Genomic DNA, 25,588 nt, shown 5'->3' with positions numbered 1-25,588 from the left:
TCCTAATCAATTATTTCTGAAGCAAGGCTAATGTAGGCCATGGCTCCCTGGCTTTTGGCGTCATATTCTATGGCGGACTTTCCGTGGGAAGGTGCCTCAGCTAGCCTTACATTTCTTGGGATCATGGTCATAAAGACCCTATCTTTAAAGAATTTTTTGACTTCTTCTACCACCTCATAGGCAAGCTTGGTTCTCTTATCAAACATGGATAGTAGGACTCCTTCTACATAAAGGTCCTTATTTAAGCTTCCCTTTACAAGCTCAAAGGTATTCATAAGCTCACTTACTCCCTCTAGGGCGTAATACTCAGTTTGAATTGGGATAATTATTGAATTGCTCGCCACAAGGGCATTTATTGATAAAAGTCCCAAGGATGGTGGACAATCTATAAGCACAAAGTCATAAGGTGTTTTGATATCCTCAATTATTTCCTTTAACTTCCTTGTCCTTTCAAGTGGGTCTAGATCTACAAGTTCTACTTCTAATCCTGAAAGAGAATTCTCTGAAGCTATAAGATCTACACCTGACTTAGTTTTTATGATAAAGTCATCCACACTATCAAAATCTGGTAATTCTTCCTTTATCTCTTCCTTATTTTCCTCTTTTTCTTCTTGTGAAACTTCTTCACTTTTTTCAGCTCTCATTTTTTCACTAGATCCAGCTAGGTCTATAAACCTTGCCCCACCAACAGATTTTTTCTCTTCTTTTTTTACTTCTTCTTCTAAAGCTTTTCTCTTCTCTGGTTCTGGTTCTTTTTTCTTAACATTTTTATTTTTTTCATCTATTAAATAAAATAAGTCATAGATAGATGTATCTACCTTATTCTTATCTATGCCAAGACCTGTTGTGGCATTGGCCTGAGGATCCATATCTATAACTAGAACCTTCTTATCAAGGTAGGAAAGTGCTACAGATAGATTTACTACTGAGGTTGTTTTACCTACCCCACCCTTTTGATTAAAAATTGATATTGTCTTCATAGTCACCTCTTAAAATTAATATACTCATGTCGATTAGCTTGTTTTTTACTACTCTTCTGACCTTGTTACGGTCTCCTTTGACTCTCACTTCTCTTATATACTTCTTTCCCTTATAAAGGATACCTGCATAGGCTATTCCTAGGTGGGCGTAGCCTGTTGTGGCAAGGCAAAGGTCAGATTTTGTTCTTTCTTTTAGTCCATCTAGCATTTCTCCTGCCACCTCAGCGCTTACCACATCATATTTATCAATTGTTTCATATGAAACATTTAATAACTTGTGTTTTATATCATTTGCGTAAGTAATATATGATTCTTTTAGGACATCACTTGCGCCAGATACATTTATTATAGACGAAGCAACAAGGCCTCCTGTTATAGATTCTGCAGCAGAGATAAACTCTCCTCTTTTTCTCAACTCATCTATGAGGACTTCCTCCCTAGACCTTTCGTCTGTGCATATAAGATAGGGACCGAAGGCATCTTTTACCTTTTCCACCCCTCTAGCTAGGGATTTTTCCAACTCTTCCTTATTATCAGCACTTGCTGTTACCCTTAGCTCTACTCCCGAACTTTTGGCATAGGGGCTTATGGTTGGGTCTGATCCAGATAAGTCTATCATATTTGCAACCTTCCACTCACCTAAAAGGGCAATCTTACAATTTATAGACCTTATCATTAGGTCTGTATGAATCCTTGGCACTACCTCTAAGTCAAACATATGTTCCATTTCATTTGGTGGTCCTGGCATCAATACATACTTGGTTCTATCTCCAATTATACAACCTGGGGCTGTTCCCTGGTCGTTTTTTAGAATAGTGGCTGATTTTGGAAAGATAGCCTGTTTCTTATTGACTGTCATCGCCTTTTTTTCATAATTAAAATATCTTTTAAGCTCTCTATAAGACGCATCGTCGACAACTAATTGATCTTCAAGACCTAAAACTTTGACCACCATCTCTTTTGTTATGTCATCTTCTGTTGGTCCAAGCCCTCCGCTTATAAAGACGTAGTCGTACTTGCCATCAGCTTCTTTTAAGGCATCATATAACCTAGTTGGATTATCTCCTATAGTTACCATCTTATATAAGTTTATACCCAGGTCTTGAAGCCTACCTGCTATAAACTTTGAATTGGTATCTACAATTGTTCCTAGTAGGATTTCTGTGCCTACTGAATATATTGTTGCTTTCATCATTTCTTCCTTTTTGTTTCACGTGAAACTTTTCTACCTATATTTTACTCCTATTTATAAGGATTTCTAATTTTGTGAAACAAAAAAACACCTAGGAAATTTTCCTAAGCGTTATAAGTGAATAGAGGCCAATGACAATTAATACTATATTAATAGTTATCCCTAGAGGAGTTAAACCCTGGTCGATGATGGGTATGGTTGCAAGTATATTGTTTGTGGCGTGGATAATAATCGGTGCCCTTATTGTACCGGTCTTATAGTAGACGTAGGCTAAGACTAGCCCCATAAAAAATGTATTTGGAGTTTGGATTATATTAAAATGATAAATCCCGAAGACTAGGGCTGTTAAAAATATTGTCATCTTTAGAGAGCATTCATTTCTTATCTCCTCAAACAAAACTCCCCTAAATAGTAACTCTTCTACAATTGGTGCACCAACAACTGCTACTATAAATATAACTAGGTTACTGACTATTCCCACTCCATTAAAGGCATTTTCCATTAGGTCTTGGGCTGCCTTTAAAAGTTCAGTATTTTCAAAAACCTTCATGATAATGTTGGTAAGGGTGAGTCCAAAACCAACTGTGCCAAGACCTATCCCTACTAGCTTGATAGGTTCTGCTAGCTTTCCTCTTTGTATATATCTTTTATCAAGGGCCCTATAGGTCCTATCCCTTTTTTCTATATAAAAAACTAGGATAGTAAATTTCACCAATTGGCCAGCTAAAAGCCCATAGGCCAGATAATCTATAGAATTTAGAGGATCCCCTGTCATGAGGATTGCTATTAGGCTTGGGACTAGCGCCCCAGTCAAAGCATCTATTAGGACATTGATAAGCACAAAGGCCATTATAATAAAGAAGGTTTTTATCCCTCTTTTAAATTTATCCATATCATCTCCTTTGTTTCATATGAAACATTATAGGGGTTTTCTCTTCGGTAGGTTTTGTCCCCTTGGGTAGGTTTTCTTACATGACCTGACTTTTTTTACTAATACGTTTACCCTTTCATTGCCATCTAGGTTTATCTTATCCATCTTGATTATTTCTCCACCTAGGATATCAAGGGCATTTCCTGCCGCCTTTACTTCTTCCTCAGCCTTTGGACCCTTGAGGGCTATAAAAAGCCCACCGACTTTTACAAAAGGTAAGCATAGCTCAGAAAGGGTTGCCATATTTGCTACTGCACGAGATACCACCACATCAAATCCTTCCCTATGGTCCTTAGCATAGTCTTCCGCCCTGGTGTGGATGGCACGAGCCTTTGATAGACCCAAAATTTCTATAGTCTCATTCATAAATTTTACTTTTTTATTAACTGAATCTATCAAAGTAAGGTCGAATTCTTTTTCTATCCTAAGGGGTATGCCTGGAAATCCAGCACCGGCTCCTAGGTCTAGGACTCTGTCGCCTTCCTTTATATAGTCTAAAACTGTAAGGGAATCTTTGAAGTGTTTTACTTCGATTTCTGCTGGATCTGTTATTGTTGTTAGGTTGGTGTGGCTATTTACCTTCAAAAGATAATCGGTATAGGCCTGGTATTTCTTATCCATAAAGTTCTCCTGTCTTTAGTCTAATTAGAAGTACGTTTACATCGGCTGGGCTTACCCCAGATATCCTTGAAGCTTGGCCAAGCGAATCTGGTTTTATTTCGTTTAGCTTTTCTGCAGATTCTTTCTTAAGGCCAGGGATTTTTTCATAATCTATATCATGGCTTAACTTTTTGCTTTCTAGCTTCTTGAATTTTTCTATATCGGCCATTTGCTTTTTGATGTAACCCTCGTATTTGATTTCTGTTTGAACACTCATCTTTATAAAAGATGGAAGTTCTACTCTATCTGGATCAAAAACTGCTGTAGCTTCGTAGGTGATTTCCGGTCTTTTTATAAGCTCATAGAGGGTAACTCCCTTATTTATTGGTGTTGTGCCTAATTCTTCTAGGGCCTTGTTTGTTGCCTCTTTTGGAGTTAGCATGATTTTCTTAAGTCTTTCTATCTCACCATCTATCTTAGCACGCTTATCTAGCATTTTTTGATAGCGTTCATCTGTTACAAGTCCTAGGTCATGGCCCTTTTTAGATAATCTCAAGTCTGCATTATCTTGACGCATGGTTAGCCTATACTCGCACCTAGATGTCATCATCCTATAAGGTTCATTGGTTCCTTCTGTAACTAGGTCATCTATTAAAACCCCTATATAGGCGTCTGACCTATCTAGGATAAATTCATCTTCTCCCTTTATCTTGAGGGCTGCGTTTATACCAGCTACAAGACCTTGGCCTGCTGCTTCTTCATAGCCTGATGAGCCATTTATTTGTCCTGCAAAATAAAGTCCGCTATAGGCTTTGGATTCTAGAGTTCTTTTAAGCTCTCTTGTATCTATCATGTCATACTCTATGGCATAGGCAGGTCTCATTATCTTTACATCTTCAAGGCCTATTATGGTTTTATAAAAGTCCATTTGTACTTCTTGAGGGAGGGATGATGATACACCTTGGACATACATTTCATTGGTAGTAAGGCCTTCTGGTTCTATAAAGACTTGGTGGATGTCCCTATCAGGAAATCTTACCATCTTATCTTCTATAGATGGGCAGTATCTTGGGCCAATGCCCTTGACCTTGCCACCATAGATTGGAGACCTTTCTAGGTTATCCATTATGATTTCTTTTGTCTCTTCTGTGGTGTAGGTCAGGTAACAATCTTCTTGGTTTCTATCTGAGTAGTCCTTGCCTTCATTTAAAAATGAAAATGGTATTACTTCCTTATCTCCAGCTTGGACTGTAGTTAGCTTGTAGTTAACAGAGTCCTTATGGATTCTAGCAGGTGTTCCTGTCTTAAATCTACGGATAGGAAAACCCATTTCCTCTAGGCTATTAGTCAAGTAGGTTGCTGCAGATAGGCCGTGAGGTCCACTTACCTTTTCGTAATCACCTATTAGGATTTTGCCATTTAGGTAGGTACCAGTACAAATTATTAGGGCCTTGGTTTCATAGATTGCTCCCTCAACTGTTTCACATGAAACAATTTTTCCATCTTTGTAATTTATCTTATCTACTTCTTGTTCAAAAAGGTCTACTTCATCTTCGAGAACCTTCTTCATCTCTTCGTGATATTTTCTCTTGTCAGCTTGGACTCTTAGGGAGTGGACAGCTGGTCCCTTGGATGTGTTTAGCATCCTTGATTGGATAAAGGTCTTGTCGATATTTATCGCCATTTCTCCACCAAGTGCATCTATTTCCCTAACTATGTGTCCCTTGCCAGTTCCTCCTATGTTTGGGTTACATGGCATGTCTGCTATTGACTCCATGGATGTAGTTAAAACTAAAGTCTTCATCCCAAGTCTTGCTGCCGCAAGCCCCGCCTCACAACCAGCGTGGCCTGCACCAACAACAACTACATCATAGGATCCTGCTTTATATTTATTTTCCAACGCAAAACTCCTTAAATACTTTATCCATTATTTCACCTGACACACTTTCTCCGATAATTAAACCCAAATCTTCATAGGCAGAAGATAAGTCGACTTCGCAAGCATCTATAGGGATGCCCGCCTCCATATCATTTAGAGAGGCTTCTATCTTAGCCCTAGCTTGTTTTAAAAGTCTTTCGTGTCTGGTATTGGTTATTAAAACTGATTCCCTATTTATTTCCTTGGTATCAAAGATATCCCTTATGGTATCTTCTAATTTTTTTATACCCATCTGGTCAACCATGGAAGTTTTTATAATAGGAAGGTCAAGGTCAAAATCTTTTTCGCTAAATTTAATATCAAGGTCTGCCTTATTTAAAATCACTATGGCATTTTTTTCCTTAATAAGGTCGAGGATTTTCTTATCCTCCTCGTCAAAGTCTCTAGACATATCAAAAATTGCAAGGATTAGGTCTGACTCATCTATAAGCTCAATCGACTTGTCCACCCCTATTTTTTCAACTAGGTCGTCTGTATCCCTAATCCCAGCTGTATCATTTATCTTTAGGGTAAAATCTCCTAGGGAAATATACTCTGTGATAAGGTCTCTAGTTGTACCTGGTATGTCTGTCACTATGGCCCTATTTTCATCCAAAAGCACATTCAAAAGTGAAGACTTACCTACATTTGGCTTACCAACTATACTTGTATTTATCCCATCTTTTACAAGTTTGCCCTTGTTGGACGTGTTTGCCAAGTCATCAATTTTAGCCTTGGCTGTTTTTATGAAAGCCGTGATATCAGATACTGGCAGGTCTTCGCCGTCTTCAGTAAAGTTTATCGAATACTCAAGGCGGGCGAGGCCTTCCTTAAGGTCTGTCCTTATTTCCCTGATTTTTTTGGTTAGGGAACCTTGAAGCTGACTTAGGCCTTGGCTAGCTGATAACTTATTGGTCGAATTAATAATATCAAGGACCGCCTCAGCCTGAGAAAGATCTATCCTTCCATTTAAGAAGGCTCTTTTTGTAAATTCACCTGGCTCTGCAAGGTCAGCCCCCTTATCTAAAAGCAGGTTTAAAATCTCCCTTACTGCTACAAAAGATCCGTGGCAATTAATCTCACACACATCTTCTCTTGTATAGGTGGCAGGAGCCTTCATAAAGGCAACCATTACCTCATCTACTATCTCTCCGTCAACTCCTATTATATGGCCATAACGAAGGTACCTATTATCCTTATCTGGATCTATTGGCCTTTTATTTATCGGCCTAAAAATTTCATTTATTATAGAAAGGGTCCTATCCCCTGTCATTCTCACTATCGAAATCCCACCAGTGCCTGCTGGAGTTGAGATAGCTGCTATTGTCTTTGCCATAAATCCTCCTTATGCTATTAGTGATAATCCACTACTTTCACTAGTGGTCTGTAACATAAAGATTATAGTGGAATTTACTATTTTGTCAATATAAAAGCTTGACTATAAGCCATTTATAGAGGATTTTTTTTGAAATATATGCAGAAAAATTAAAAATTTGCAAAATTTCCACAAAATTTATTTCTTTTCTTGGCTAAATATGATATATTAGAAGTAACGAAAAATTTTTGGAGGAAATATGAACTTATCATCACTATCTTCCCTACAATGGAACCTAATAGCAGGTGGACTTGCTATCTTTTTATTTGGTATCAGCCTAATGGGTGATGCCCTAACAAATTTTGCAGGACCAAAAATGAGAGGTTATGTTGAAAAATACACCTCCAACCCTATCAAGGGTGTCCTTGTAGGTATAGTAATTACAGGACTCATCCAGTCCTCATCAGCAACTACAGTTATAGCGATATCCTTTGTAAAAGCAGGAATCATGAGCCTAGAGCAGGCCATAGGAGTAACTCTCGGAGCCAACATCGGTACAACTGTTACATCTATCTTAATAGGTTTTAACCTAGGCTATTTATCTTACTTTATAGCCCTCCTAGGTGTATTGATCTTTATGTTCTCTGCTAAGAGAAAAAATAAATACATAGGAGAAATCTTTATTGGTTTCGGCCTTTTATTTATAGGGCTTGAAATGATGGGAGGATCCCTAGAAGAGTTAAAGAACATCCCAGGCTTTGAGGATATAGTAGCAAATGTAGGCCAAAGACCATTTTTAGGAGTACTAATAGGTGCAGCCCTAACAGCCCTACTCCAATCATCATCAGCCTTTATAGGTATAACTCAGTCCTTATTCGCATCAGGCGCAATCAGCCTAAACGTAGCTCTTGCCCTAATGTTTGGTGCAAATATAGGTACTTGTATAACCGCCATACTAGCAAGTCTTGGAGGAAGTTTGTCAGCAAAAAGGACATCCTTGTTCCATATCTTGTTTAACGTATCAATCTCCCTAGTATTTTTAATAATCCTAGACGCATATGAAAGCCTAGTCAGAGCCATATCGCGAGCCATTGGTGCAAGTGACCTAATGACTATAGCGGTAGGACACTTTACCTTCAACTTCATAGGAATGATAATTTTCATACCATTAATAAAAATAGTAGCAAGATTCCTAAGAAAAGTCATCCCAGGCAAAGACTCAATCCTTACAGATCTTGGCAACATCGAGCTAGATGAAAAACTAATATCTGCCTTCCCAGCAGCTGCCCTATCACAAACAAAAACAGCTGTTATCCAGGAATCAGTAGTAGCCCTTGAAAACATCAAGGCAACCAAATCCTACCTCAATACCAAGGATAAAAAATACTACGAAACATCCAAGGAAGCAGAAGCTATGGTAAACGACATGGATACAAAAATCCAAGCCTACCTCTTAAACCTATCTCAAAACCAACTGCCACCAGAGATAGAAAAAGATATGCAGACCTATTTGCAGGTACAAATGAATGTCGAAAGAATCTCAGACCTATCAGAAAACTTGGCTGACTACTATCATGAGATTTACGAATCAGGCACAGGCTACGGCAAGGAAGCCCTAGACGATCTAAACGACATCTGTGACCTAGTAATAAACAATATAGTATCAGCAATAGAAATCTTTGAAGAAGAGGACCTAAGCAGGTTTGATAAGCTTACAGAAGACGAAGCGGCCCTAAACCTTATGGAAATCTCCCTAAGAAAGAGCCACTACGCAAGGCTAAAAACAGGTATAGACATGACAACCATGGCATCTTATGTCTACAACGACATCCTATCCACCATGGAAAGAATCGGCGACCACGCTTATAACATAGCCAGAGCAACCATAGAGCCAGTAAAAACTCACAATGATATCCAAATCGAAGACGCAGAAGGTAACGACCTTTATTAAAAACTAAGCCCCGCCAAGGGGCTTTTTGCTTTGGCAAAATACTCATCTTTTGACATAAATTTTATTATAATATATAATTAAAAAAATAAAACTAGGAGGGTGTTTTGGGAAATTTTGATATCTTTAACCTGTATCTTTTATTAAGGGTAAGCCTGTCAGTATTGGCAGGTTTTATAATAGGATCTGAGAGAGAAAATAAAAACAAATCAGCTGGTACAAGGACCCACACCCTAGTCTGTCTTGGGGCAAGCCTTGCAATGATTATCTCGAAATATGGATTTTATGATGTAGATAATTTCGATGCAGCAAGAGTAGCAGCCCAGATTGTGTCAGGAGTAGGATTTTTGGGTGCAGGAGTAATCTTTGTAAAAAACTACGGAGTAACAGGCCTAACCACTGCAGCTGGCATTTGGACTACATCCATAATAGGCATGGCCTTTGGATCTGGGATGTATTTTATAGGTATAGTTGCCACAGCCTTCATAGTTTTCTTTCAATCCTATATGTTCCCAGGGGAAATCTTCCAAAGACACTCCCAATACACAGCCCTTATAGAATCAAGAAACTCAAATATAATAGGCAAAATCGATAACTACATAGACGAAAATAGCCTCCACAAAAAAGGCTACAACCTTAGATTTAAAGACGAGAAATTTATCCTAAACTTCCAAATCTTCCCCAAAGACCAAGAAGAACTAGCCCACTTCGTATCCTTTCTAGAAAACGACCTCCACGTGGAGAAGTTTGATATATTCTAGAAAATTATAATATAATCTCTATGAGGATAAAACTTAAAAAGGTGATGGCAAAATAGATTTACCTATTTTACAACATCACCTTTTTCTATGTTTGGACTTTTGAAACAACCCCTTTATTTTATTTTCTTAATATAAATAAATATTCATGGGCTATTAATAGGAAATTATAATCTACGCTTCTTTGTTTCCAAAACCCTGTTGCCCTTGTATTGTGTTGTTCTTTAATTATAAGTTCTTTTAACTTAAAACCTTCATTTTCAAAAACTTTTAAAACATCAAACCCTAAATGAACCATATGTTTGTTTTTTCTTGTATCACCCATTAAAATAGCACAAAATTTATCTTTTTTAAGTACCCTATAAGATTCAGCAGCAACTTTTTCCATCTCTTTTAGAAAATCATTTATCTTTAAAAGTGACAAATCTTCTTCAATATCATCTGAATATTTTATTATGTCTGCATAAGGAGGATGAGTACATACTAGGTCAATACTTTCATCTTTTAGAAAGTCTAAGTTTCTAGCATCACCCTTTACAAGTTTAACCTTACCCATAGGTCTATCGTTCAAATTAAAATCTATTTTTTCTTTGCACCTATTTAAGGCTACATCATTGACATCAACACCAATTATATTTCGGTTTAATAGCTTAGCTTCAACTAAAGTTGTACCTCCTCCAGCAAACTGATCTAAAACTAAATCATCTTCCTCTGAATATCTCAAAAGAATATTTCTAGGTATATATGGTGACCAATTTCCTCTCCATTTCGCATCATGAGTTGCCCAGTTTCCTCTTTTAGGAAAAGACCAATGAGTAGTCATTTCCAATTCAAAATCATCTGGTTCCCATTTTTTTATTTTAGCCATCTATATAATTACCTCTTTTAGTTTACCATTTTTTAAATCATTTATATTAAAGATTAAATCCATACATTCAAAAGTTTCTTGAAGATTTCTTCTTGCGGATTTCCATCCAAATCCGTCAGTTATCCAAACAAACTTAAATCCATCTATATTTTCAGCTTCTAAAGCTAAATTTTTATAACTTCTTGCGGTTTCATTTAGTTTTGAACCGCCGCTGTTGTAGAAGTTTGTTTCAATAGCATAAATATTTTTATCAGTTTTTATTACATAATCAAATCTTTTACTAGATTTTCCTTTATTAACTATTGAGCCTAGGTTTATATCCCACTTTTCTTCTACATTCTTGGCATAGATCTCTTTGAAATAATTTTTATCTTTAACAAATCCCGCATCTATGATAAAATCTTCAACTAGATCTTCCATTATATGACCACCTCTGTTTTTCCTAGCATTGGAGTCAAGACCAGTTTCGACTCCAATAGCGTAATCAAATAAATTGCTAGTGATTTTGTTTTCCATCAAATCAAATAATCCTGTTTCTTTCATAAAATACATATATTGTTCGGGACTTTGATTTACTTCATCAAAAGAATAAATGAAATCACCATTATCATCAAAAGCATGGATTTCTATTGTTCTTACAGCTAATAGAAGTGGTATAGCTTTTAGACATTCTGGATATTTTTTTATTATGTTATAGAAATCTTTTTCTATGTTTTCAGAACCTATAAGTGAGTTTAATATATTAAGCTCTACTTTATATTTATTTGCATTTCTATATACTTTGTCAAAATCTACATAATATTCATATGTTCTCAAGAAATTAGTGAATGTTAAAAGCCATTTGTTGAAATCTCTCACCTTCATCCTCCTTAAAGTTGTTTATTAAAAGTTCGTATACGAAACCTCTGTTATTCTTGTCTGAATTTATAAATCTTTTTGCTACAACTCTATTTATATTAAAACCATCATATAAATCATCAAAAAAAGAATCATCTGGATCATAATTTTTTGGTTCTGAATTGCTAAGTAGTAAGTGAGCAGATTTCTGATCCATCTCTTTGAAAAAATCAGCCAATTCTCTTTGATTATCATCATTAAAGCTGCCTTTTGTGTAGGCAGTGAAATTTGATGTTGGTTTTATGGGTCTATATGGCGGATCAAAATATACAAATGTATTGGCATCTATAAAGCTTTTAGATTCTTTGTAGTCACCGTGAACTATTTGAACATTTTGAAGTTTTTTATTTACATTTATTAGATTTTCTTTATCTAATATTTTAGGATTTTTATATGAGCCTATAGGGACATTGAATTCTCCACTCATATTTTCTCTGTAAAGACCATTAAATCCAGTTTTATTTAAAAATATAAATAAAGCTGCTTTTCTTAAACTATTAGAGTTTTTTGAAAGTTTTAGTAAGTTGAATTCTTCTCTATTTCTATAATAAATAATTTTTCTTTGTTCATGGTTTAATCCTTGATATTCTTTCTGAAAACCATCTAATATTTCGATTAGAATATCTACATCATCTCTAATTACCTTGTATAAATTCATGGCTTCTTTATTTATATCGCTAATATAGACTTCTTTTAAACCAAAATTATTGATGACATCAAATAGAACTGCGCCCGCTCCAACAAAGGGTTCGCAGTATTTATTGATCGTATCATTAAATGGATAATATTTTCTTATTTCATATAATAATTGACTTTTCCCACCAGCCCATTTTAAAAATGGTTTGGCTAAATTCTCTTTTGCTCGTTCACTCATAGGCACCCTTTCTATTTAATGATGTTATAAGTTACTTTACTCTTTCGCTTAATAAAGATCCTCCTATGAACTTTTCCCATAAAAAAAGAGCACCCTTTCGGATACTCCTTTGTATTTATTCTTCAACGTAGTCTACTACTACATATCTTTGTGGTTCACGGCCTTCTGAATGGCTTGAGACGTTTCTGTGTTTTGCGATTTCTTCGTGGGCTAGGCGTCTTTCGTAGGAGTTCATGTATCTTAGGTTCCATGATTTGCCGCTTTGGGCTACTTTTTGGGCTGTGTCTCTTGCTAGTCTTGCGATTTTTTCGTCTCTACGTCTTTTGTAGTTGTTTATATCTATGTTGACTCTTAGGTTGTTAGCTCTTGAGTCGATTGCTTTTCTTATGATAAATTCGATTGCATCTAGGGTAGATCCACCTTTTCCTATGGCGATGCCTGTGTCTTTTTCTTCGACTTTGGCTTCTAGTTTTATGATTGATCCTTCTAGGTTTCCTATTACGCTTACGTTTTCAAAGTGCATAGCTTTTAGGATTTCTTCTAAAAGTTCTTTGGCCTTGTAGTAGTTGTCTATGTTTGATCGTTTCTTTGATAGGGCGTAATCTCTTTTTTCTCTTGCTTCATCTTCTTGATTTTCTTCTGCTAGAGTAGCTTCTTGATCTTTATCCTCATCTTCAAAGATTTCTTCGCTTTTTTCTTCTATAAATTCTTCAACTTCGGAAGATTTCTCTTTTATAGTTTGGCCTAGGTCTCTTGCTTCTTCCTTGACGGTGTTTTCTTCTTCGTCTTCTAAGATGCCTTCTTCTCTTTTTATTTCTTCTCTTCTTTTTTTGACGTCGTAGGATTTTTCTACTTCTCTTATAGAGTCTATTTCGATTTCAGTTTTGATTTCTTCTAGGACACTGTCCATGTCTTCGTCGTAAGATACTCTTACTACAGCGTCTTTTCCGCCTATTAGGCCTAAAAATCCGCTGCTTCCTTCTTTTATGACGTCTACTGTGACTTCGCTTCTATCTTTACCTATTTCATCTAGGGCGAGCCTTACTGCCTCATCTACTGTTTTAGCTGATTTTGTTAGAGATTTTTTCATTTTTCTTCTACCTTTTTACCTTTCATTGTTAAGTGCATCACTACCATTATTACGAGTCTGAATACTGATGATAGGGTGTAGTAGAGTGGTAGACCCGCTGGTAGTTGTCTAAAGGTAAAGAAAAATATCAGTGGCATGGCTAGCATCATTGTATTCATACCACCCATGGCTTGTTGTTGCTGTGGGTTTGTTTTCATTGAGAAAAGTGTTGTTAATAGTTGGGATAGGGATGTAAGGAGTGGTAGGCCGTACCAGAGTGGATCTGCTTCTAGTAGGGTTGGTACCCAGGCGAAGTCTGTTCTTAAGTGCTCTAGTCCCTCAGGAAATACATATACTCCTGTATCTCTCATCATCCTAAAGAGGCCAAAGAGGACTAATAATTGGATTATCATTGGTAGACATCCTGCAAGTCCTGGTGTTACTCCTTCTTCTTTGTATAGCTCTTGCATCTTTTGTTGAAGTACTTGCTGGTCGTAGCCATATTTCTTTTGGATTTCATCCATTTTTGGTTTAAAGGCTCTGGTTTTTTCTGCTTGCTTTTGGGTTGATATGGTTACTGGTATCGATATTAAACTTACAAGCAGGGTCATTATTATGATTGCTATAGCATAGTAGCTTATAGACTCTGGTTCGGCAAAGTTATTTGCAAGAGAATCATAGATGACTCTCATTAGCTTACCGAGTATTGTTGCTATAAAATTAAACATATATTCTCCGTTTTTATCTATTTTAATCTATGGTATTATCTGGGGTAAGTTCTCATTTTACTGGGTCGTAGCCACCCTTTGAAAATGGATTGCATCGTAAAATTCTCCACAAAGACATAAAAAAAGCCTTAACTGGCCCATATTTCCTAAATGCCTCTAGGGCATAGTTGGAACAAGTTGGGTAGTATTTGCATTTTCCATGGCCTAATTGTGGAGAAATGAATTTTTGATAAAATCTTATCAATTGTATAAAAACTTTATTTAGCATAAAATATCTTCTTTTTTCTAAATGCTTGATTTAGGGCATGACCTAAAGAGGATTTTAGTCTTTGGTAGTCAAATTCTGTGGTATGTTTTTTGGGGATTATAACTATATCTACTCCGTTTAAGTTTTTATAGTTTATCCTTACTATCTCTCTAAGTTTTCTTTTTAGTTGATTTCTACTGTGGGCCTTGCCGATTTTCTTAGATATGGAAAATCCAAATCGCGGTCTATCTAGGCCGTTTTCTCTAACAAGGACTGTGAAATCTCTATTATAGCATGCAAAGTTTTTTTTGTAGACTTTAGTAAAGTCTTTATCTTTCCTTAAACTTAATCTCTTTTCCATATATTATTTGAGATGATTAAGCAGAAAGTCTTTTTCTATTTTTCTTTCTTCTAGATTTAAGCACTCTTCTGCCGCCTGGAGAAGACATTCTTTTTCTAAACCCATGATCTTTTTTTCTTCTTCTTCTATTTGGTTGATAGGTTCTTTTCATTTTTACACCTCCTAATAAATTTTGACTCTTACTATTATATTGAAAATAAGCTCATCTGTCAAGATTTATTTGCTTTTTTTATTAAGCTTAGGCAAGTTTATTTTTTTATTTTCTGTGAATAAATTTCTGCCCTTATTTAAGTATTTTTATTCTTTTTTAGGTTGGTTTTTTGTATAAATATTTATTGTTGATATCTTTGGGGACTTTTTCTTTTTCCACAACTTATAAAGAAAAAATTAGGGTGAATATTTTTAAAAATTTCTGATTAAGTACCTGATAAAATTCCTTAAAATAGACAAATTTCATTTTTTTATATACAAAACTTTTATAAATACACAGACTTATCCACATATCAACAGCACTTTTTTACTCTCTTAATTGACTCTTTTAGACTTATCAAGGTTTTTGTCCAGGAAATGTGGATAAGTTGAAATGATGGCTTGAATATGGTAAAATTAGATGTGTAAAAGTAGGGGTAAAACTATGGATTTACAGGAATTTTTACTTTTCCTTGTGGATAAAACTTATAAATCCTAGGTGATTTATGATTTATATTCTAACAAATCCTAAAATATCAAGACTAATTTTATCAACAAGAGACTTATCCACAACTTATCCCAATTTTGGGGATAAGGTCTATATTTTTCTTAAAAAGCTTGTAATTGCAAGATAAATTTGATGTGGATAAGGCTTAAGAAAGGAATGCTTAGATGAAAAATCTAGAATTCATTACGAGTGAATTAAAAAAAGAAATGAAAATGCATGTATCTGATGACCAGCAATTTGATACATGGATTAATATTTTAAAACCTCTAAACCTCTATAATGGAGTTTTATATTTGGAAATTCCTAAAAAAGATACTCTTTTTATCTTTGAAGGTATCTGGAAGCCTAAACTTCAACAGGCCCTTAATAGTATAGAAGGAAAAATTGGAGGCAAGCTTAAAATAGAAGTGGTAGCTAAGGATGGTGACAACTACCAAAAAATCTTAACCTTGGGTAAAGACTACGACAAAAACGGACAGATGAAAATCGATGAGGTAAAATCTTTTCCAAAACCTCAGCTAGAAGAGGCTAATATTTTTGATAACTTTGTCCAGGGCAAGTCCAACCAATATGCTCTTAGTATTAGCCAGGCTGTAGCAGATACTATCTCTAGGGGAGATGTATCAAAGGTTTATAATCCACTTTTTATCTATGGATCAAGTGGACTTGGAAAAACACACCTTATCCAAGCTATAGCCCATCAAATCCTTGAATCAAGGGATGATGCCTATGTTATGTACCTATCTAGTGAAAAATTCACCAACGAAATGATAGCCGCTTTAAGAACCAATAAAAACCAAGAATTTAGAGAAAAATACCGTTCAGCAGATATCCTTCTTATAGATGATATCCAATTTATAGCCAACAAAGAAGCTACCCAGGAGGAGTTTTTCCATACCTTTAATGACCTTTATAATGCAGGTAAGCAGATAGTAATCACCTCTGATAAGCCACCTAGGGAGATAAAACACCTAGAAGATAGGTTGGTATCAAGGTTTAACTATGGTATCATAGCTGATATTTCAAGACCAGACTATGAAACCCGCGTGGCAATTCTTCAAAAAAAGCTAGAAGATTTGGGGGCTATAATTGATAATTCTATATTATCCTACATAGCCCATGAGATTGATACCAATATAAGAGATCTTGAGGGAGCTCTTTCAACTGCTATAGCCTATGCCAAAAGTGATGGTAGGGTTGAAGTTTCAATGGAAGATGCCATAAAGGGCGTAGGAACCAGGGTCAAAAACAAGAGAAAAAAGCTAACCATAGGAGATATCCAACAGGCTGTTTGTAATAAATATAATGTAAAACTTGCAGACCTTAAGGGTAAGTCTAGGAAGAAGGAGATAGTAAATCCAAGGCAAATTGCCATGTATATTTCTAGAGAACTCCTAGATGATTCTTTAGTAACCATAGCCAATGCCTTTGATAGGGATCATACAACTGTCATCCATGGTATAGATAAGATAACAGATCTTATAGATGAAGATGAAGATTTTAAAATTGAACTAGAAACCCTAATAAAGGAAATTAGGGACTGATTTGGGTATAAGGCTGTGGATAAGTATGTTAATAACTTTTTTAAAAAGAATTTGCTTAAAGCCTATGTGCAAAGTGTGGAAAACTAGCGATTTATACCTCAGTTTATCCATAACTTATAAACATAGCTAAAGCTTGAAATATAAGTCTTTTAAAAAGATATCCACATTTATACACCACCTACTACTAATACTACTAAGTTTAAATAATAGTTAAGGAGCTATCCATGAAATTTGAAATAAAACAAAAAGAATTAATAAAAGCCCTCTCCATAGTAAATAGGGCTGTATCTAAATCTACCAATATACAGATACATGAATTAATATACTTTAGTACAGAAAATGATAGACTATCAATGACTTCTTTTGATGGTGAAATATCTATAAAAACCCTAGCTGACGCAAAAATCATAAAAGATGGAGTTATGGCAGTAAAGGCAGATTTAATTACTAATATTATAAGAAAACTACCAGATGAGCTAGTAAAGATAGAACTAGATAATGGCAAGATTAAAATCTCTTGTAAGAGAAGTAAATTCAACCTAGTTGCCTTTGAATATTTTGACAAGGAAGAAATAAAAATCCCAAATACAGTGGCTCTTTCTATAGATAATGACAAGCTAAAAAGATCTATAAACCAAACAGAATTTGCCACAACCCTAGATGAAACCAAGCTTGCCCTAACAGGTATTCTCTTTGAACTTAGGGAAGGAAAGCTAAATATGGTAGCCCTAGATGGCTACAGGGTAGCTCTTAAAAAAATTAAGCTTGATTACCCAGCTGATTTTGAAAATACAGAATATATTATCCCTAAAAGATCTCTTATAGAATGGTCAAGGATTGTATCTGATGATAGTAAGACTCTTTTATATAAGAATGATAATGACCTAATGTTTGTATCAGAAGATACTACCATGTTATGCAAGGTAATAGATAAAAACTTTATCGACTACAGAAATATCATCAACGATATCTCAGAAACTTCAGTTATAGTAGAAAAATCATCCCTAACATCAGCCCTTGATAGGGCTCAAGTCCTATCAGACCCAGGCAGGGCCAACCTAATTAGAGTTAATATTGAAGATAGGGCCATGACATTAAGAAGCAATTCTGAAATAGGGGATGTTAAGGAAGTAATAGAAATAGACCAAGAAGGAGAAGGACTCGATATAGCCTTTAATGCCAAGTATATGCAAGATGGAGTCAAGGCTTGCGATAGCGAAAAAATCAAACTAAACTTCAAATCAAGCCTAAATCCTTGTCTAATCTACCCTACATCTAGTAAACACGAAGGCGAGGACTATACCTACCTAGTTCTCCCAGTAAGGCTTGCAAGGTAAGATAATGGAAGTATTAGAATTTAAAACAGAAGAAATAAAACTTAAGGATCTCCTAAAGGCGACAGACCTCATCCCTTCAGGAGGCTTAGCCAAGCTTATAATAAGGGAAGAAGGCGTTTTATTAAATAACGAACCTTGTTATATAGCCGGCAAGAAAATCCACCCAGGAGATGAAGTTATCTTCGATGAGGTGAAGATAATTATCAAATAATGTGGATCCAGGATATAAAACTATACAATTTTAGGAATTATTTTTATGAGTCAGTTTCTTTTAATGACTCCACAAATATTTTTATCGGAGACAATGCCCAGGGCAAGACAAATTTACTTGAGTCTTGCTATTACTTGGCCAATGCCACATCCTTTAAAAAGCTAAGGGATAAGGACATAATAAATTTTGGCCAAGATAAGATGGAAATCTCAGGGACTATCAGAAAGGGACGTTCCTTCAAGAAGGTCCTAATTAGGGTCGAAGGGTCTGATAAGAATATTTTCGTAAATGAAGTAGAATATAAGAGGAACAAGGATTTAAAATCGCTTTTTAAACTAGTCTTATTTACCCCAGAGGACCTTTCTATTATTAAAGAGGGTCCCAACCTTAGAAGAGATCTTTTAGATGAGATAATCACATCTATAGACTCTTCCTATGCAAGGGTTAAAAAAGACTATGACAAGATTTTAATTGCTAGAAATAAACTACTTAAAAATAAATCGTCCTCCTACTTTAATGAGCAGCTTGATGCCTTTGATAAGTCCCTAGTCAAGGAAGGCTATAGGATTTATAAGTCAAGGCTAAAGTTTGTAAAATTTGTAGAAAAATATGCCCAGGACTTTCAAACAGCCCTTACCAAAGGAAGGGAAAAGTTAGAAATAGACTACCTTCCAGATATAAGTGCAGAAAATATGGAAGAATACTATAAAAATTTTAGGGCAAAGAGAAATGAGGACTTAAAGTACCTTAGCACTCAAGCTGGTATCCACAGGGATGATATAATAATCAAAATCAACGGAAAAAACACCAGGCTCTTTGCCTCCCAAGGCCAACAAAGGTCAGCTATTATCAATATAAAGCTTGCTGAAGTTAAACTATTGAGGGAGATAAGTGGCGATAGGGCTGTGATTTTGCTTGATGACGTGTTTTCGGAACTAGATGAGACTAGGAGTAAGTTTCTCCTAGAAAATCTATCCGACTACCAAACTATAATCACAGCAACCAACACCAAGAGTTTGGAAAATGTTTCAGCTGATAAGATTTCCTACATCTCAGATGGCAGAATTAGAAAGGATAAATATGACAGAAAACAATTATGATGCTGGTAATATCAGGGTCTTAGAGGGACTAGAACCCGTTAGACTAAGACCTGGTATGTATATCGGCTCAACAAGTTCAAGAGGACTTCACCACCTAGTTTATGAGGTAGTGGATAACTCAGTAGACGAGGCCCTAGCAGGTCGTTGTGACTACATAAAGGTAACTATTGATAAGGATAATGTTGTAAGTGTTGAAGATGACGGATCAGGAATCCCTGTTAAAGAGCACCCAACAACCCATAAGTCAACACTTGAGACTGTTCTTACAGTTCTTCACGCAGGTGGTAAGTTTGATGACTCAGCCTACAAGGTTTCAGGAGGACTCCATGGTGTTGGTGTATCAGTAGTAAACGCCCTTTCAGAATACCTCATAGCAGAGGTAAAAAGAGACGGTCACATCTATAGGATGGAATTTGCTAGAGGAGAAGTCACCAAGGACATAGAAATAGTTGGAAATACAACAGAAACAGGTACAACTATTACCTTTAAGCCAGATAGTGAAATATTTGATACAATTGTTTTTGAAAGATCTATCTTAGAAAATAGGTTTAGGGAGATGGCCTTCCTTAATAGGGGAGTAGAGATAATCTTTGAAGACGAAAGGGAAGATTTTAAGATTTCCTTTAAGTTTGATGGGGGTATTTCAGAATTTGTAACCTTCTTAAACCGCAACAAAGACCCAATCATGAATATGGTTCCTCACTTTGACGGCAGCCAAGAAGGGGTAGAGGTAGAATTTGCCTTCCAATATACAGATGGCTATAGCGAAAATATCCTATCCTATGCCAACAATATCCAAACTCCAGAGGGTGGTACCCACCTTTCAGGTCTTAGGTCATCTTTAACAAGAACATTAAACGACTATGCCAGAAAGTATAACTTTATAAAAGAAAATGAAGACAACCTCCAAGGAGAGGATATCAGAGAAGGTATTACAGCCATCATATCTGTAAAAATTTCTGAGCCACAATTTGAGGGGCAAACCAAGTCTAAGCTTGGTAACTCAGAAGTAAGGGGAGCGGTAGATTCTTATGTATCAGAAAATCTAGCTGCCTTCCTTGAAGAAAATCCAAAACCAGCCAAATCTATAATTGATAAGGCTCTAGCAAGTAGACGTGCCAGAGAAGCAGCAAGAAAGGCAAGAGATCTAACACGTAAAAGGTCAATCCTTGATTCTGCAACCCTTCCAGGCAAGCTTGCTGACTGTCAATCAACAGACATAGGCGAAAATGAAATATTTATCGTCGAGGGTAACTCTGCGGGTGGATCTGCCAAAGGCGGAAGAGATAATAGGATTCAAGCTATCCTTCCACTTAGGGGCAAGATTATGAACGTAGAAAAGGCCCACCTAGATAGGGTTTTAAATTCAGAAGAAATTAAAAATATGATCACAGCCTTCGGTACAGGTATAGGCAAGGAATTTGATATATCAAAACTCCGCTACGGAAAGATAATAATCATGACAGATGCGGACGTGGACGGAGCCCACATCAGGACCCTGCTCCTTACTTTCTTCTATAGGTACATGAAAGAACTTATAGATGAAGGCCACGTTTATGTAGCCCTTCCTCCTTTATATAGGATTAGCCAGGGTAGGAAAGAAAGATATGTATATTCCGATGACGAAAAGGATAAGTTTATCAAAGAACTAGGTGGTGCATCCTATAAGATAAATAGGTATAAGGGTCTAGGTGAGATGAATGCCGAACAATTATGGGAGACAACCATGGATCCAGATAGGCGTGTTCTACTAAGGGTTGAAGAAGACCTAGAATCTACAACTACAGATGATACCTTCTCCCTATTAATGGGTGAAAAGGTAGAACCTAGACGTAACTTTATCCAAGAAAATGCCAAGTACGTTACAGATATAGACGTATAGGAGGCTTAAATGACAGAAAATCAAAACATAATTAATATAGACCTCGAAAAGAAGATGAAAACATCTTATCTTGAGTATTCGATGTCTGTAATAGTAGCAAGGGCCCTACCTGATGTCCGTGATGGCTTAAAACCTGTTCACAGGAGAATCCTTTACGGTATGCAGCAGCTAGGCCTTGATCCAAATAAACCAACCAGAAAATCAGCCAGGATTGTCGGAGATGTAATGGGTAAATTTCACCCTCATGGTGACTCTGCTATCTACGATGCCCTAGTAAGGCTTGCCCAAGACTTTTCAACCAGGTACCCTCTAGCCCAAGGCCAGGGTAACTTTGGTTCTATAGACGGCGATGCGGCAGCTGCCATGCGTTACACAGAAGTAAGGATGAGCAAGATTGCCAAGGAGATGCTTAGGGATATAAACAAGGACACAGTAGACTTTGTACCAAACTTCGATGGCGAAGAGATGGAACCTGCTGTCCTTCCTTCAAGATTTCCAAATCTTCTAGTAAATGGGTCAAACGGTATAGCCGTAGGTATGGCAACTAACATGGCCCCTCACAACCTGGGTGAGGCTATAGACGCATGTATTGCCTACATGAAAGACCCAGAAATCGAAATAGATGACCTACTAAAAATCATCCCAGGACCAGACTTCCCAACAGGGGCCCATATCTTAGGCAAATCTGGCATTAGAGATGCCTATATGACAGGCAGAGGCAAGATTAAGCAAAGAGCAGTAGCAAGAATCGAGCCTTTTAAGAAAAATAGGGAAAGAATAATAATTACAGAAATTCCCTACCAGGTAAATAAGGCAAGACTTATAGAAAAAATTGCCAACCTTGTTAAGGAAAAAAGAGTAGAGGGCATTTCTGATATCAGAGACGAATCTAACAGAAAGGGCATGAGAATTGTCATTGAAATCAAGAGAGATTCCAATGCAAATATAGTCCTAAATAACCTTTATAAGTATACCCAACTAGAAAATACCTTTGGTATTATAAACCTAGCCCTTGTTAATGGGGAGCCAAAGGTTTTAACTCTCAAAGACCTTATAGCAAACTACGTAGAGCACCAAAAGGAAGTGGTAACCCGTAGGACCAACTTTGACCTATCCAAGGCCCGCGAGAGAAAACATATAGTAGAGGGTCTTATTATAGCCATAGACCACATAGATGAGATCATAAAAATTATTAGGTCTTCCTATGACAATGACCAAATCAAAAAGATCTTCTTTGATAGGTATAAACTATCAGATGCTCAGTCTCAAGCGATTTTAGACATGCAATTAAAACGTCTATCAGGTCTAGAAATTGAAAAGCTAAAGGCAGAAAATAAGGAACTTAAAGAAACTATTGAGTACTTACTCTCAATCCTAAACTCTGAAGAGACTTTAATTAACCTAATAATTGATGAAATTACAGAAATCAAGGAAAAATACGCCGATGATAGACGTACAAAGATAGTCCCAGATGAGGGAGAACTTGATATAACCGAGCTAATAGAAGAAGAAGATATCCTAATTACCCTAACCAAGGATGGCTACATCAAGAGACTTCCTATAGATACCTACAAGGTACAAAATAGGGGTGGTAAGGGCATTGCAGCTGGCAATACCAAGGAAGGTGACTTTATCAAAAAGATAATCACAACCAACACCCACGAAGACCTCTTAATCTTTACCTCCCTAGGTAAGGTTTACTCCCTAGAAGCCTACAGGATTCCAGAAGGAAGCCGTACATCAAGGGGACAGGCTATAATAAATATCCTAAATCTAGAAAGTGGCGAAAAAATCACAGAAATGATGGCCCTTTCGGAAATAGATAAAAATAGCCAGGTAGTCCTTCAAACCCAAAACGGTCAAATCAAAAAAACCGACGCAGAAAACTTCACCAATATTAGAAGAAATGGCATTATAGCTATTTCCCTAAAAGATAACGATAAGCTAATATCTGTAAGACAGATTGAAAAGGACGAAGAGTTAATTATCTCTACTCAAAATGGTATGACTATCCAGTTTAACACCAAAGACGTCAGAACCATGGGCAGGACCGCCATGGGGGTTAGGGCTATAAGACTTGATAAGGACGATGCAGTAGTAAGTATGAATATCAAGGGCGATGAGACCTATCTTTTAGTTGTGACAAGAAATGGATTTGGTAAAAAAACCTCCTTTAACAACTTCAAAAACCAAAACAGGGGCGGCAAGGGTGTAAGATGCCATAAGGTTAATGAAAAAACCGGCAAGGTAGTAGATACCCTCCCAGTAGACCTAGATACAGATATCATGATGGTATCTAAAAAAGGTGATATGATAAGACTTGTAGCGAGAGATGTATCAACTACAGGCAGAAATACCCTAGGTGTTAAGCTTAAAAATCTCGCCAGCGAAGAAGATGCTATAGTTTCAGTTACAACCTATGATAACATGTTGGAAGATGAGGAAAAAGATGTTTGAAAGTAAGATTTACGATAAGGAAAAATTTCTCCTAGTAGAAGTAAAAGGCGATCTTGATATCTATGCAGAAGATGAATTTAAAAGTTTTATAGAAAGAGAAATCGAAGGGGCAGATAGGGATATTTTAATAGATATAAAAGACCTTGACTACCTAGATTCTACAGGCCTGGGCCTATTTATGAAAATCTATAAGATTGCCAAGGAAAAAGATAGGTCAGTATCCATAATAAATCCAAAGGAAAATATCTTAAAACTTTTCAAAATTACAGACCTAACAGATGTCTTTAATATGGAGTAAGTATGGATAAGATAAGTATAAAAATACCAGCTAACAAAAAATACCAAAAGTCAGTAAGACTCTTTGTAGCAGGCCTTGGCTCAGAAATGGGTTTTAATATAGAGCAAATCGAAGATTTGAAGGTCCTAGTAAGTGAGTCTATAAACTACAAGATGGGAAGAGAAGGTCTTGACCTAAATTTCCTTGTAGGAGATGAAAAGCTAACCCTAGAAGTAGTTGGCCAAGATAAAAAAGACGATCCAAGGGCTATAGCCATGAGAGATGCGATCCTAGAAGCCCTTGCAGATGAGATAAAAACCGAGGGAGACCTCTTGAGTATAACTATGAGGAAGACTCATGCCTAAGCCAAATGCCAGCCAAGAGTACAAGGAAGAAATAAATAAAAAGTTTGAGGAATTTTATAAAACTCGCGATAAAAAGCTAAGAGATGAGCTAATCGAAGAGCACATGTATATAGTTGATATCCTATCAAATAAGTATGTAGGCAAGGGAATCGAAAAAGATGACCTCTACCAGGTAGCAAGCTTAGGACTAATAAACGCTGTAGACCGCTTTGACCCAACTAAAGGCTATGCCTTCTCCTCCTTTGCAACTCCGACAATTATGGGAGAGCTTAAGAGATATTTTAGGGACAAGGGTTGGGTAATAAGGGTGCCAAGACGTATCCAAAATCTTTACAAAAAGATAAATGTAGCCAAGAAAATCCTTCCCCAGGAACTCCAAAGAGTGCCAACCATAGCAGACATAGCTGATTACCTGGGAGAAGATGAGGAAACCATCCTTGAAACCATGGAAGCAAGCAAGGTCTACACTCCCCAGTCCCTCGATATGAAATACACTGTCCAAAAGGGAGAAAATTCTATCGACCTTGCAGAAATAATAGGTGAAGAAGATAAGAACTTCGATTCAATCGAGCTTAAGGACTTGATAGATAAATCCAAGGAAAGGCTAACCGACCTAGAAAAAGAAATCCTAGAACTTAGGTACTATGAGGGCAGAACCCAGGTTGACATAGCAGAAAGCCTTGATATAAGCCAGATGACTGTATCAAGACTTGAGAAAAAAATCCTAAATAAATTCTCCATAGAATTTGAAAGGATGGCTGAAAATTGATAAAAAATAACAAAGCCTATATGCTAATAGGACTAGCCCTTATAAGCCTAGCACTAATTTTAGGACAAGACTTGCCAGACCTTGCAAGGGGCCTTGTTACAGGTCTAGGCATCGGCTTTCTAATCCTAAGCACAGGTATAGAAGATAAGTGCAAAAGAAACTATATATGAAAACAAAACTCTTTCCACAGACGGAAGGAGTTTTTCTATGAAAAATTTTATAAAATGGGTAGAAATAAAAAAAGAGAGGAGATTTTATGAATA

27 protein-coding genes are annotated in these 25,588 nt (G+C 36.5%); 13 read left to right on the top strand and 14 right to left on the bottom strand.

All coding sequences use genetic code 11. The features are described 5' to 3' along the window. Positions 1–2: 2 nt before the first annotated feature. The 6 genes from Q0410_RS01810 to mnmE form a co-directional block, all read right to left on the bottom strand. A complete protein-coding gene (locus Q0410_RS01810; protein ID WP_299032280.1) occupies positions 3–980 on the bottom strand; it encodes a ParA family protein in 978 nt (325 codons plus the stop codon). Next, positions 958–2,172 carry a CinA family nicotinamide mononucleotide deamidase-related protein gene (locus Q0410_RS01805; protein WP_299032278.1) on the bottom strand — a complete coding sequence of 405 codons (1,215 nt, stop codon included), beginning with the start codon at positions 2,170–2,172 and terminating at the stop codon, positions 958–960. Before Q0410_RS01805 ends, Q0410_RS01810 begins: the two co-directional genes overlap by 23 nt. Before the next feature lie 91 nt (positions 2,173–2,263). Continuing rightward, positions 2,264–3,064: a CPBP family intramembrane glutamic endopeptidase gene (locus tag Q0410_RS01800; RefSeq protein WP_299032276.1), complete on the bottom strand. Its 801-nt coding sequence runs from the start codon at positions 3,062–3,064 to the stop codon at positions 2,264–2,266. A gap of 27 nt (positions 3,065–3,091) precedes the next feature. Continuing rightward, positions 3,092–3,724 (bottom strand): 16S rRNA (guanine(527)-N(7))-methyltransferase RsmG, encoded by a 633-nt coding sequence (rsmG, locus tag Q0410_RS01795; protein WP_299032274.1) that lies wholly within the window; start codon positions 3,722–3,724, stop codon positions 3,092–3,094. Continuing rightward, positions 3,717–5,603, bottom strand: a complete 1,887-nt coding sequence (mnmG, locus tag Q0410_RS01790) for a tRNA uridine-5-carboxymethylaminomethyl(34) synthesis enzyme MnmG (RefSeq protein WP_299032272.1) — start codon at positions 5,601–5,603, stop codon at positions 3,717–3,719. The genes rsmG and mnmG overlap by 8 nt, the downstream gene beginning before the upstream one ends. Beyond that, positions 5,593–6,957, bottom strand: coding sequence for a tRNA uridine-5-carboxymethylaminomethyl(34) synthesis GTPase MnmE (mnmE, locus tag Q0410_RS01785; RefSeq protein WP_299032270.1), 1,365 nt, complete (start codon positions 6,955–6,957; stop codon positions 5,593–5,595). The genes mnmG and mnmE overlap by 11 nt, the downstream gene beginning before the upstream one ends. A 238-nt stretch (positions 6,958–7,195) precedes the next feature. Here mnmE and Q0410_RS01780 point away from each other — a divergent pair, with 238 nt between their 5' ends. Both Q0410_RS01780 and Q0410_RS01775 read left to right on the top strand, forming a co-directional pair. Beyond that, entirely contained in the window at positions 7,196–8,887 is a 1,692-nt protein-coding gene (locus tag Q0410_RS01780) for a Na/Pi cotransporter family protein (RefSeq protein ID WP_299032268.1), read from the top strand. 104 nt (positions 8,888–8,991) lie between these two features. Continuing rightward, positions 8,992–9,645 carry an MgtC/SapB family protein gene (locus Q0410_RS01775; protein ID WP_299032266.1) on the top strand — a complete coding sequence of 218 codons (654 nt, stop codon included), beginning with the start codon at positions 8,992–8,994 and terminating at the stop codon, positions 9,643–9,645. Positions 9,646–9,763: 118 nt separating this feature from the next. Here Q0410_RS01775 and Q0410_RS01770 read toward each other — a convergent pair whose 3' ends face one another. The 8 genes from Q0410_RS01770 to rpmH form a co-directional block, all read right to left on the bottom strand. Beyond that, on the bottom strand, positions 9,764–10,510 hold the full coding sequence (locus tag Q0410_RS01770) for a TRM11 family methyltransferase (RefSeq protein WP_299032264.1): 747 nt from the start codon (positions 10,508–10,510) through the stop codon (positions 9,764–9,766). Further along, on the bottom strand, positions 10,511–11,374 hold the full coding sequence (locus Q0410_RS01765; RefSeq protein ID WP_299032262.1) for a type II restriction endonuclease: 864 nt from the start codon (positions 11,372–11,374) through the stop codon (positions 10,511–10,513). Next, a complete protein-coding gene (locus tag Q0410_RS01760; protein WP_299032259.1) occupies positions 11,331–12,281 on the bottom strand; it encodes a DNA adenine methylase in 951 nt (316 codons plus the stop codon). Before Q0410_RS01760 ends, Q0410_RS01765 begins: the two co-directional genes overlap by 44 nt. 115 nt (positions 12,282–12,396) lie before the next feature. Next, positions 12,397–13,371: an RNA-binding cell elongation regulator Jag/EloR gene (gene jag / locus Q0410_RS01755; protein ID WP_299032257.1), complete on the bottom strand. Its 975-nt coding sequence runs from the start codon at positions 13,369–13,371 to the stop codon at positions 12,397–12,399. Further along, positions 13,368–14,078 carry a YidC/Oxa1 family membrane protein insertase gene (locus tag Q0410_RS01750; protein ID WP_299032255.1) on the bottom strand — a complete coding sequence of 237 codons (711 nt, stop codon included), beginning with the start codon at positions 14,076–14,078 and terminating at the stop codon, positions 13,368–13,370. The genes jag and Q0410_RS01750 overlap by 4 nt, the downstream gene beginning before the upstream one ends. Positions 14,079–14,130: 52 nt before the next feature. Continuing rightward, positions 14,131–14,346 carry a membrane protein insertion efficiency factor YidD gene (gene yidD, locus Q0410_RS01745; RefSeq protein WP_299032253.1) on the bottom strand — a complete coding sequence of 72 codons (216 nt, stop codon included), beginning with the start codon at positions 14,344–14,346 and terminating at the stop codon, positions 14,131–14,133. Further along, on the bottom strand, positions 14,336–14,686 hold the full coding sequence (gene rnpA / locus Q0410_RS01740; RefSeq protein WP_299032251.1) for a ribonuclease P protein component: 351 nt from the start codon (positions 14,684–14,686) through the stop codon (positions 14,336–14,338). Before rnpA ends, yidD begins: the two co-directional genes overlap by 11 nt. 16 nt (positions 14,687–14,702) lie before the next feature. Next, positions 14,703–14,837 (bottom strand): 50S ribosomal protein L34, encoded by a 135-nt coding sequence (gene rpmH / locus Q0410_RS01735; RefSeq protein WP_296112656.1) that lies wholly within the window; start codon positions 14,835–14,837, stop codon positions 14,703–14,705. Between the two features lie 544 nt (positions 14,838–15,381). On the opposite strand from rpmH, the gene Q0410_RS01730 reads away from it, so the two are divergent. The 11 genes from Q0410_RS01730 to Q0410_RS01680 all read left to right on the top strand — a co-directional run bounded on the left by Q0410_RS01730 (position 15,382) and on the right by Q0410_RS01680 (position 25,495). Beyond that, entirely contained in the window at positions 15,382–15,510 is a 129-nt protein-coding gene (locus Q0410_RS01730; protein ID WP_299032249.1) for a hypothetical protein, read from the top strand. 37 nt (positions 15,511–15,547) lie between these two features. After that, positions 15,548–16,927, top strand: a complete 1,380-nt coding sequence (gene dnaA, locus Q0410_RS01725) for a chromosomal replication initiator protein DnaA (RefSeq protein WP_299032247.1) — start codon at positions 15,548–15,550, stop codon at positions 16,925–16,927. Positions 16,928–17,151: 224 nt separating this feature from the next. Then, the gene (gene dnaN / locus Q0410_RS01720; RefSeq protein ID WP_299032246.1) at positions 17,152–18,264 is read left to right on the top strand and encodes a DNA polymerase III subunit beta; all 1,113 of its coding nucleotides are present in this window, start codon (positions 17,152–17,154) and stop codon (positions 18,262–18,264) included. Positions 18,265–18,268: 4 nt separating this feature from the next. Next, a complete protein-coding gene (locus Q0410_RS01715; RefSeq protein WP_299032244.1) occupies positions 18,269–18,475 on the top strand; it encodes an RNA-binding S4 domain-containing protein in 207 nt (68 codons plus the stop codon). Then, a complete protein-coding gene (recF, locus tag Q0410_RS01710; protein WP_299032242.1) occupies positions 18,475–19,575 on the top strand; it encodes a DNA replication/repair protein RecF in 1,101 nt (366 codons plus the stop codon). The genes Q0410_RS01715 and recF overlap by 1 nt, the downstream gene beginning before the upstream one ends. Continuing rightward, positions 19,556–21,457 carry a DNA topoisomerase (ATP-hydrolyzing) subunit B gene (gyrB, locus tag Q0410_RS01705; RefSeq protein WP_299032316.1) on the top strand — a complete coding sequence of 634 codons (1,902 nt, stop codon included), beginning with the start codon at positions 19,556–19,558 and terminating at the stop codon, positions 21,455–21,457. The genes recF and gyrB overlap by 20 nt, the downstream gene beginning before the upstream one ends. A gap of 9 nt (positions 21,458–21,466) precedes the next feature. Continuing rightward, entirely contained in the window at positions 21,467–23,914 is a 2,448-nt protein-coding gene (gene gyrA / locus Q0410_RS01700) for a DNA gyrase subunit A (protein ID WP_299032240.1), read from the top strand. Next, the gene (locus Q0410_RS01695; protein WP_299032238.1) at positions 23,907–24,212 is read left to right on the top strand and encodes an STAS domain-containing protein; all 306 of its coding nucleotides are present in this window, start codon (positions 23,907–23,909) and stop codon (positions 24,210–24,212) included. The genes gyrA and Q0410_RS01695 overlap by 8 nt, the downstream gene beginning before the upstream one ends. A 2-nt stretch (positions 24,213–24,214) precedes the next feature. After that, complete coding sequence (locus Q0410_RS01690) at positions 24,215–24,556, top strand: anti-sigma regulatory factor (RefSeq protein ID WP_299032236.1); 342 nt, start codon at positions 24,215–24,217, stop codon at positions 24,554–24,556. Then, complete coding sequence (locus Q0410_RS01685; RefSeq protein ID WP_299032234.1) at positions 24,549–25,325, top strand: SigB/SigF/SigG family RNA polymerase sigma factor; 777 nt, start codon at positions 24,549–24,551, stop codon at positions 25,323–25,325. Before Q0410_RS01690 ends, Q0410_RS01685 begins: the two co-directional genes overlap by 8 nt. Continuing rightward, entirely contained in the window at positions 25,322–25,495 is a 174-nt protein-coding gene (locus Q0410_RS01680) for a hypothetical protein (protein ID WP_299032232.1), read from the top strand. The genes Q0410_RS01685 and Q0410_RS01680 overlap by 4 nt, the downstream gene beginning before the upstream one ends. Positions 25,496–25,588 lie beyond the last annotated feature (93 nt).

Source organism: uncultured Anaerococcus sp. (assembly GCF_937934665.1).
Classification (GTDB): Bacteria; Bacillota; Clostridia; order Tissierellales; family Peptoniphilaceae; genus Anaerococcus.
This window is presented reverse-complemented; position numbering and strand designations above follow the sequence as displayed.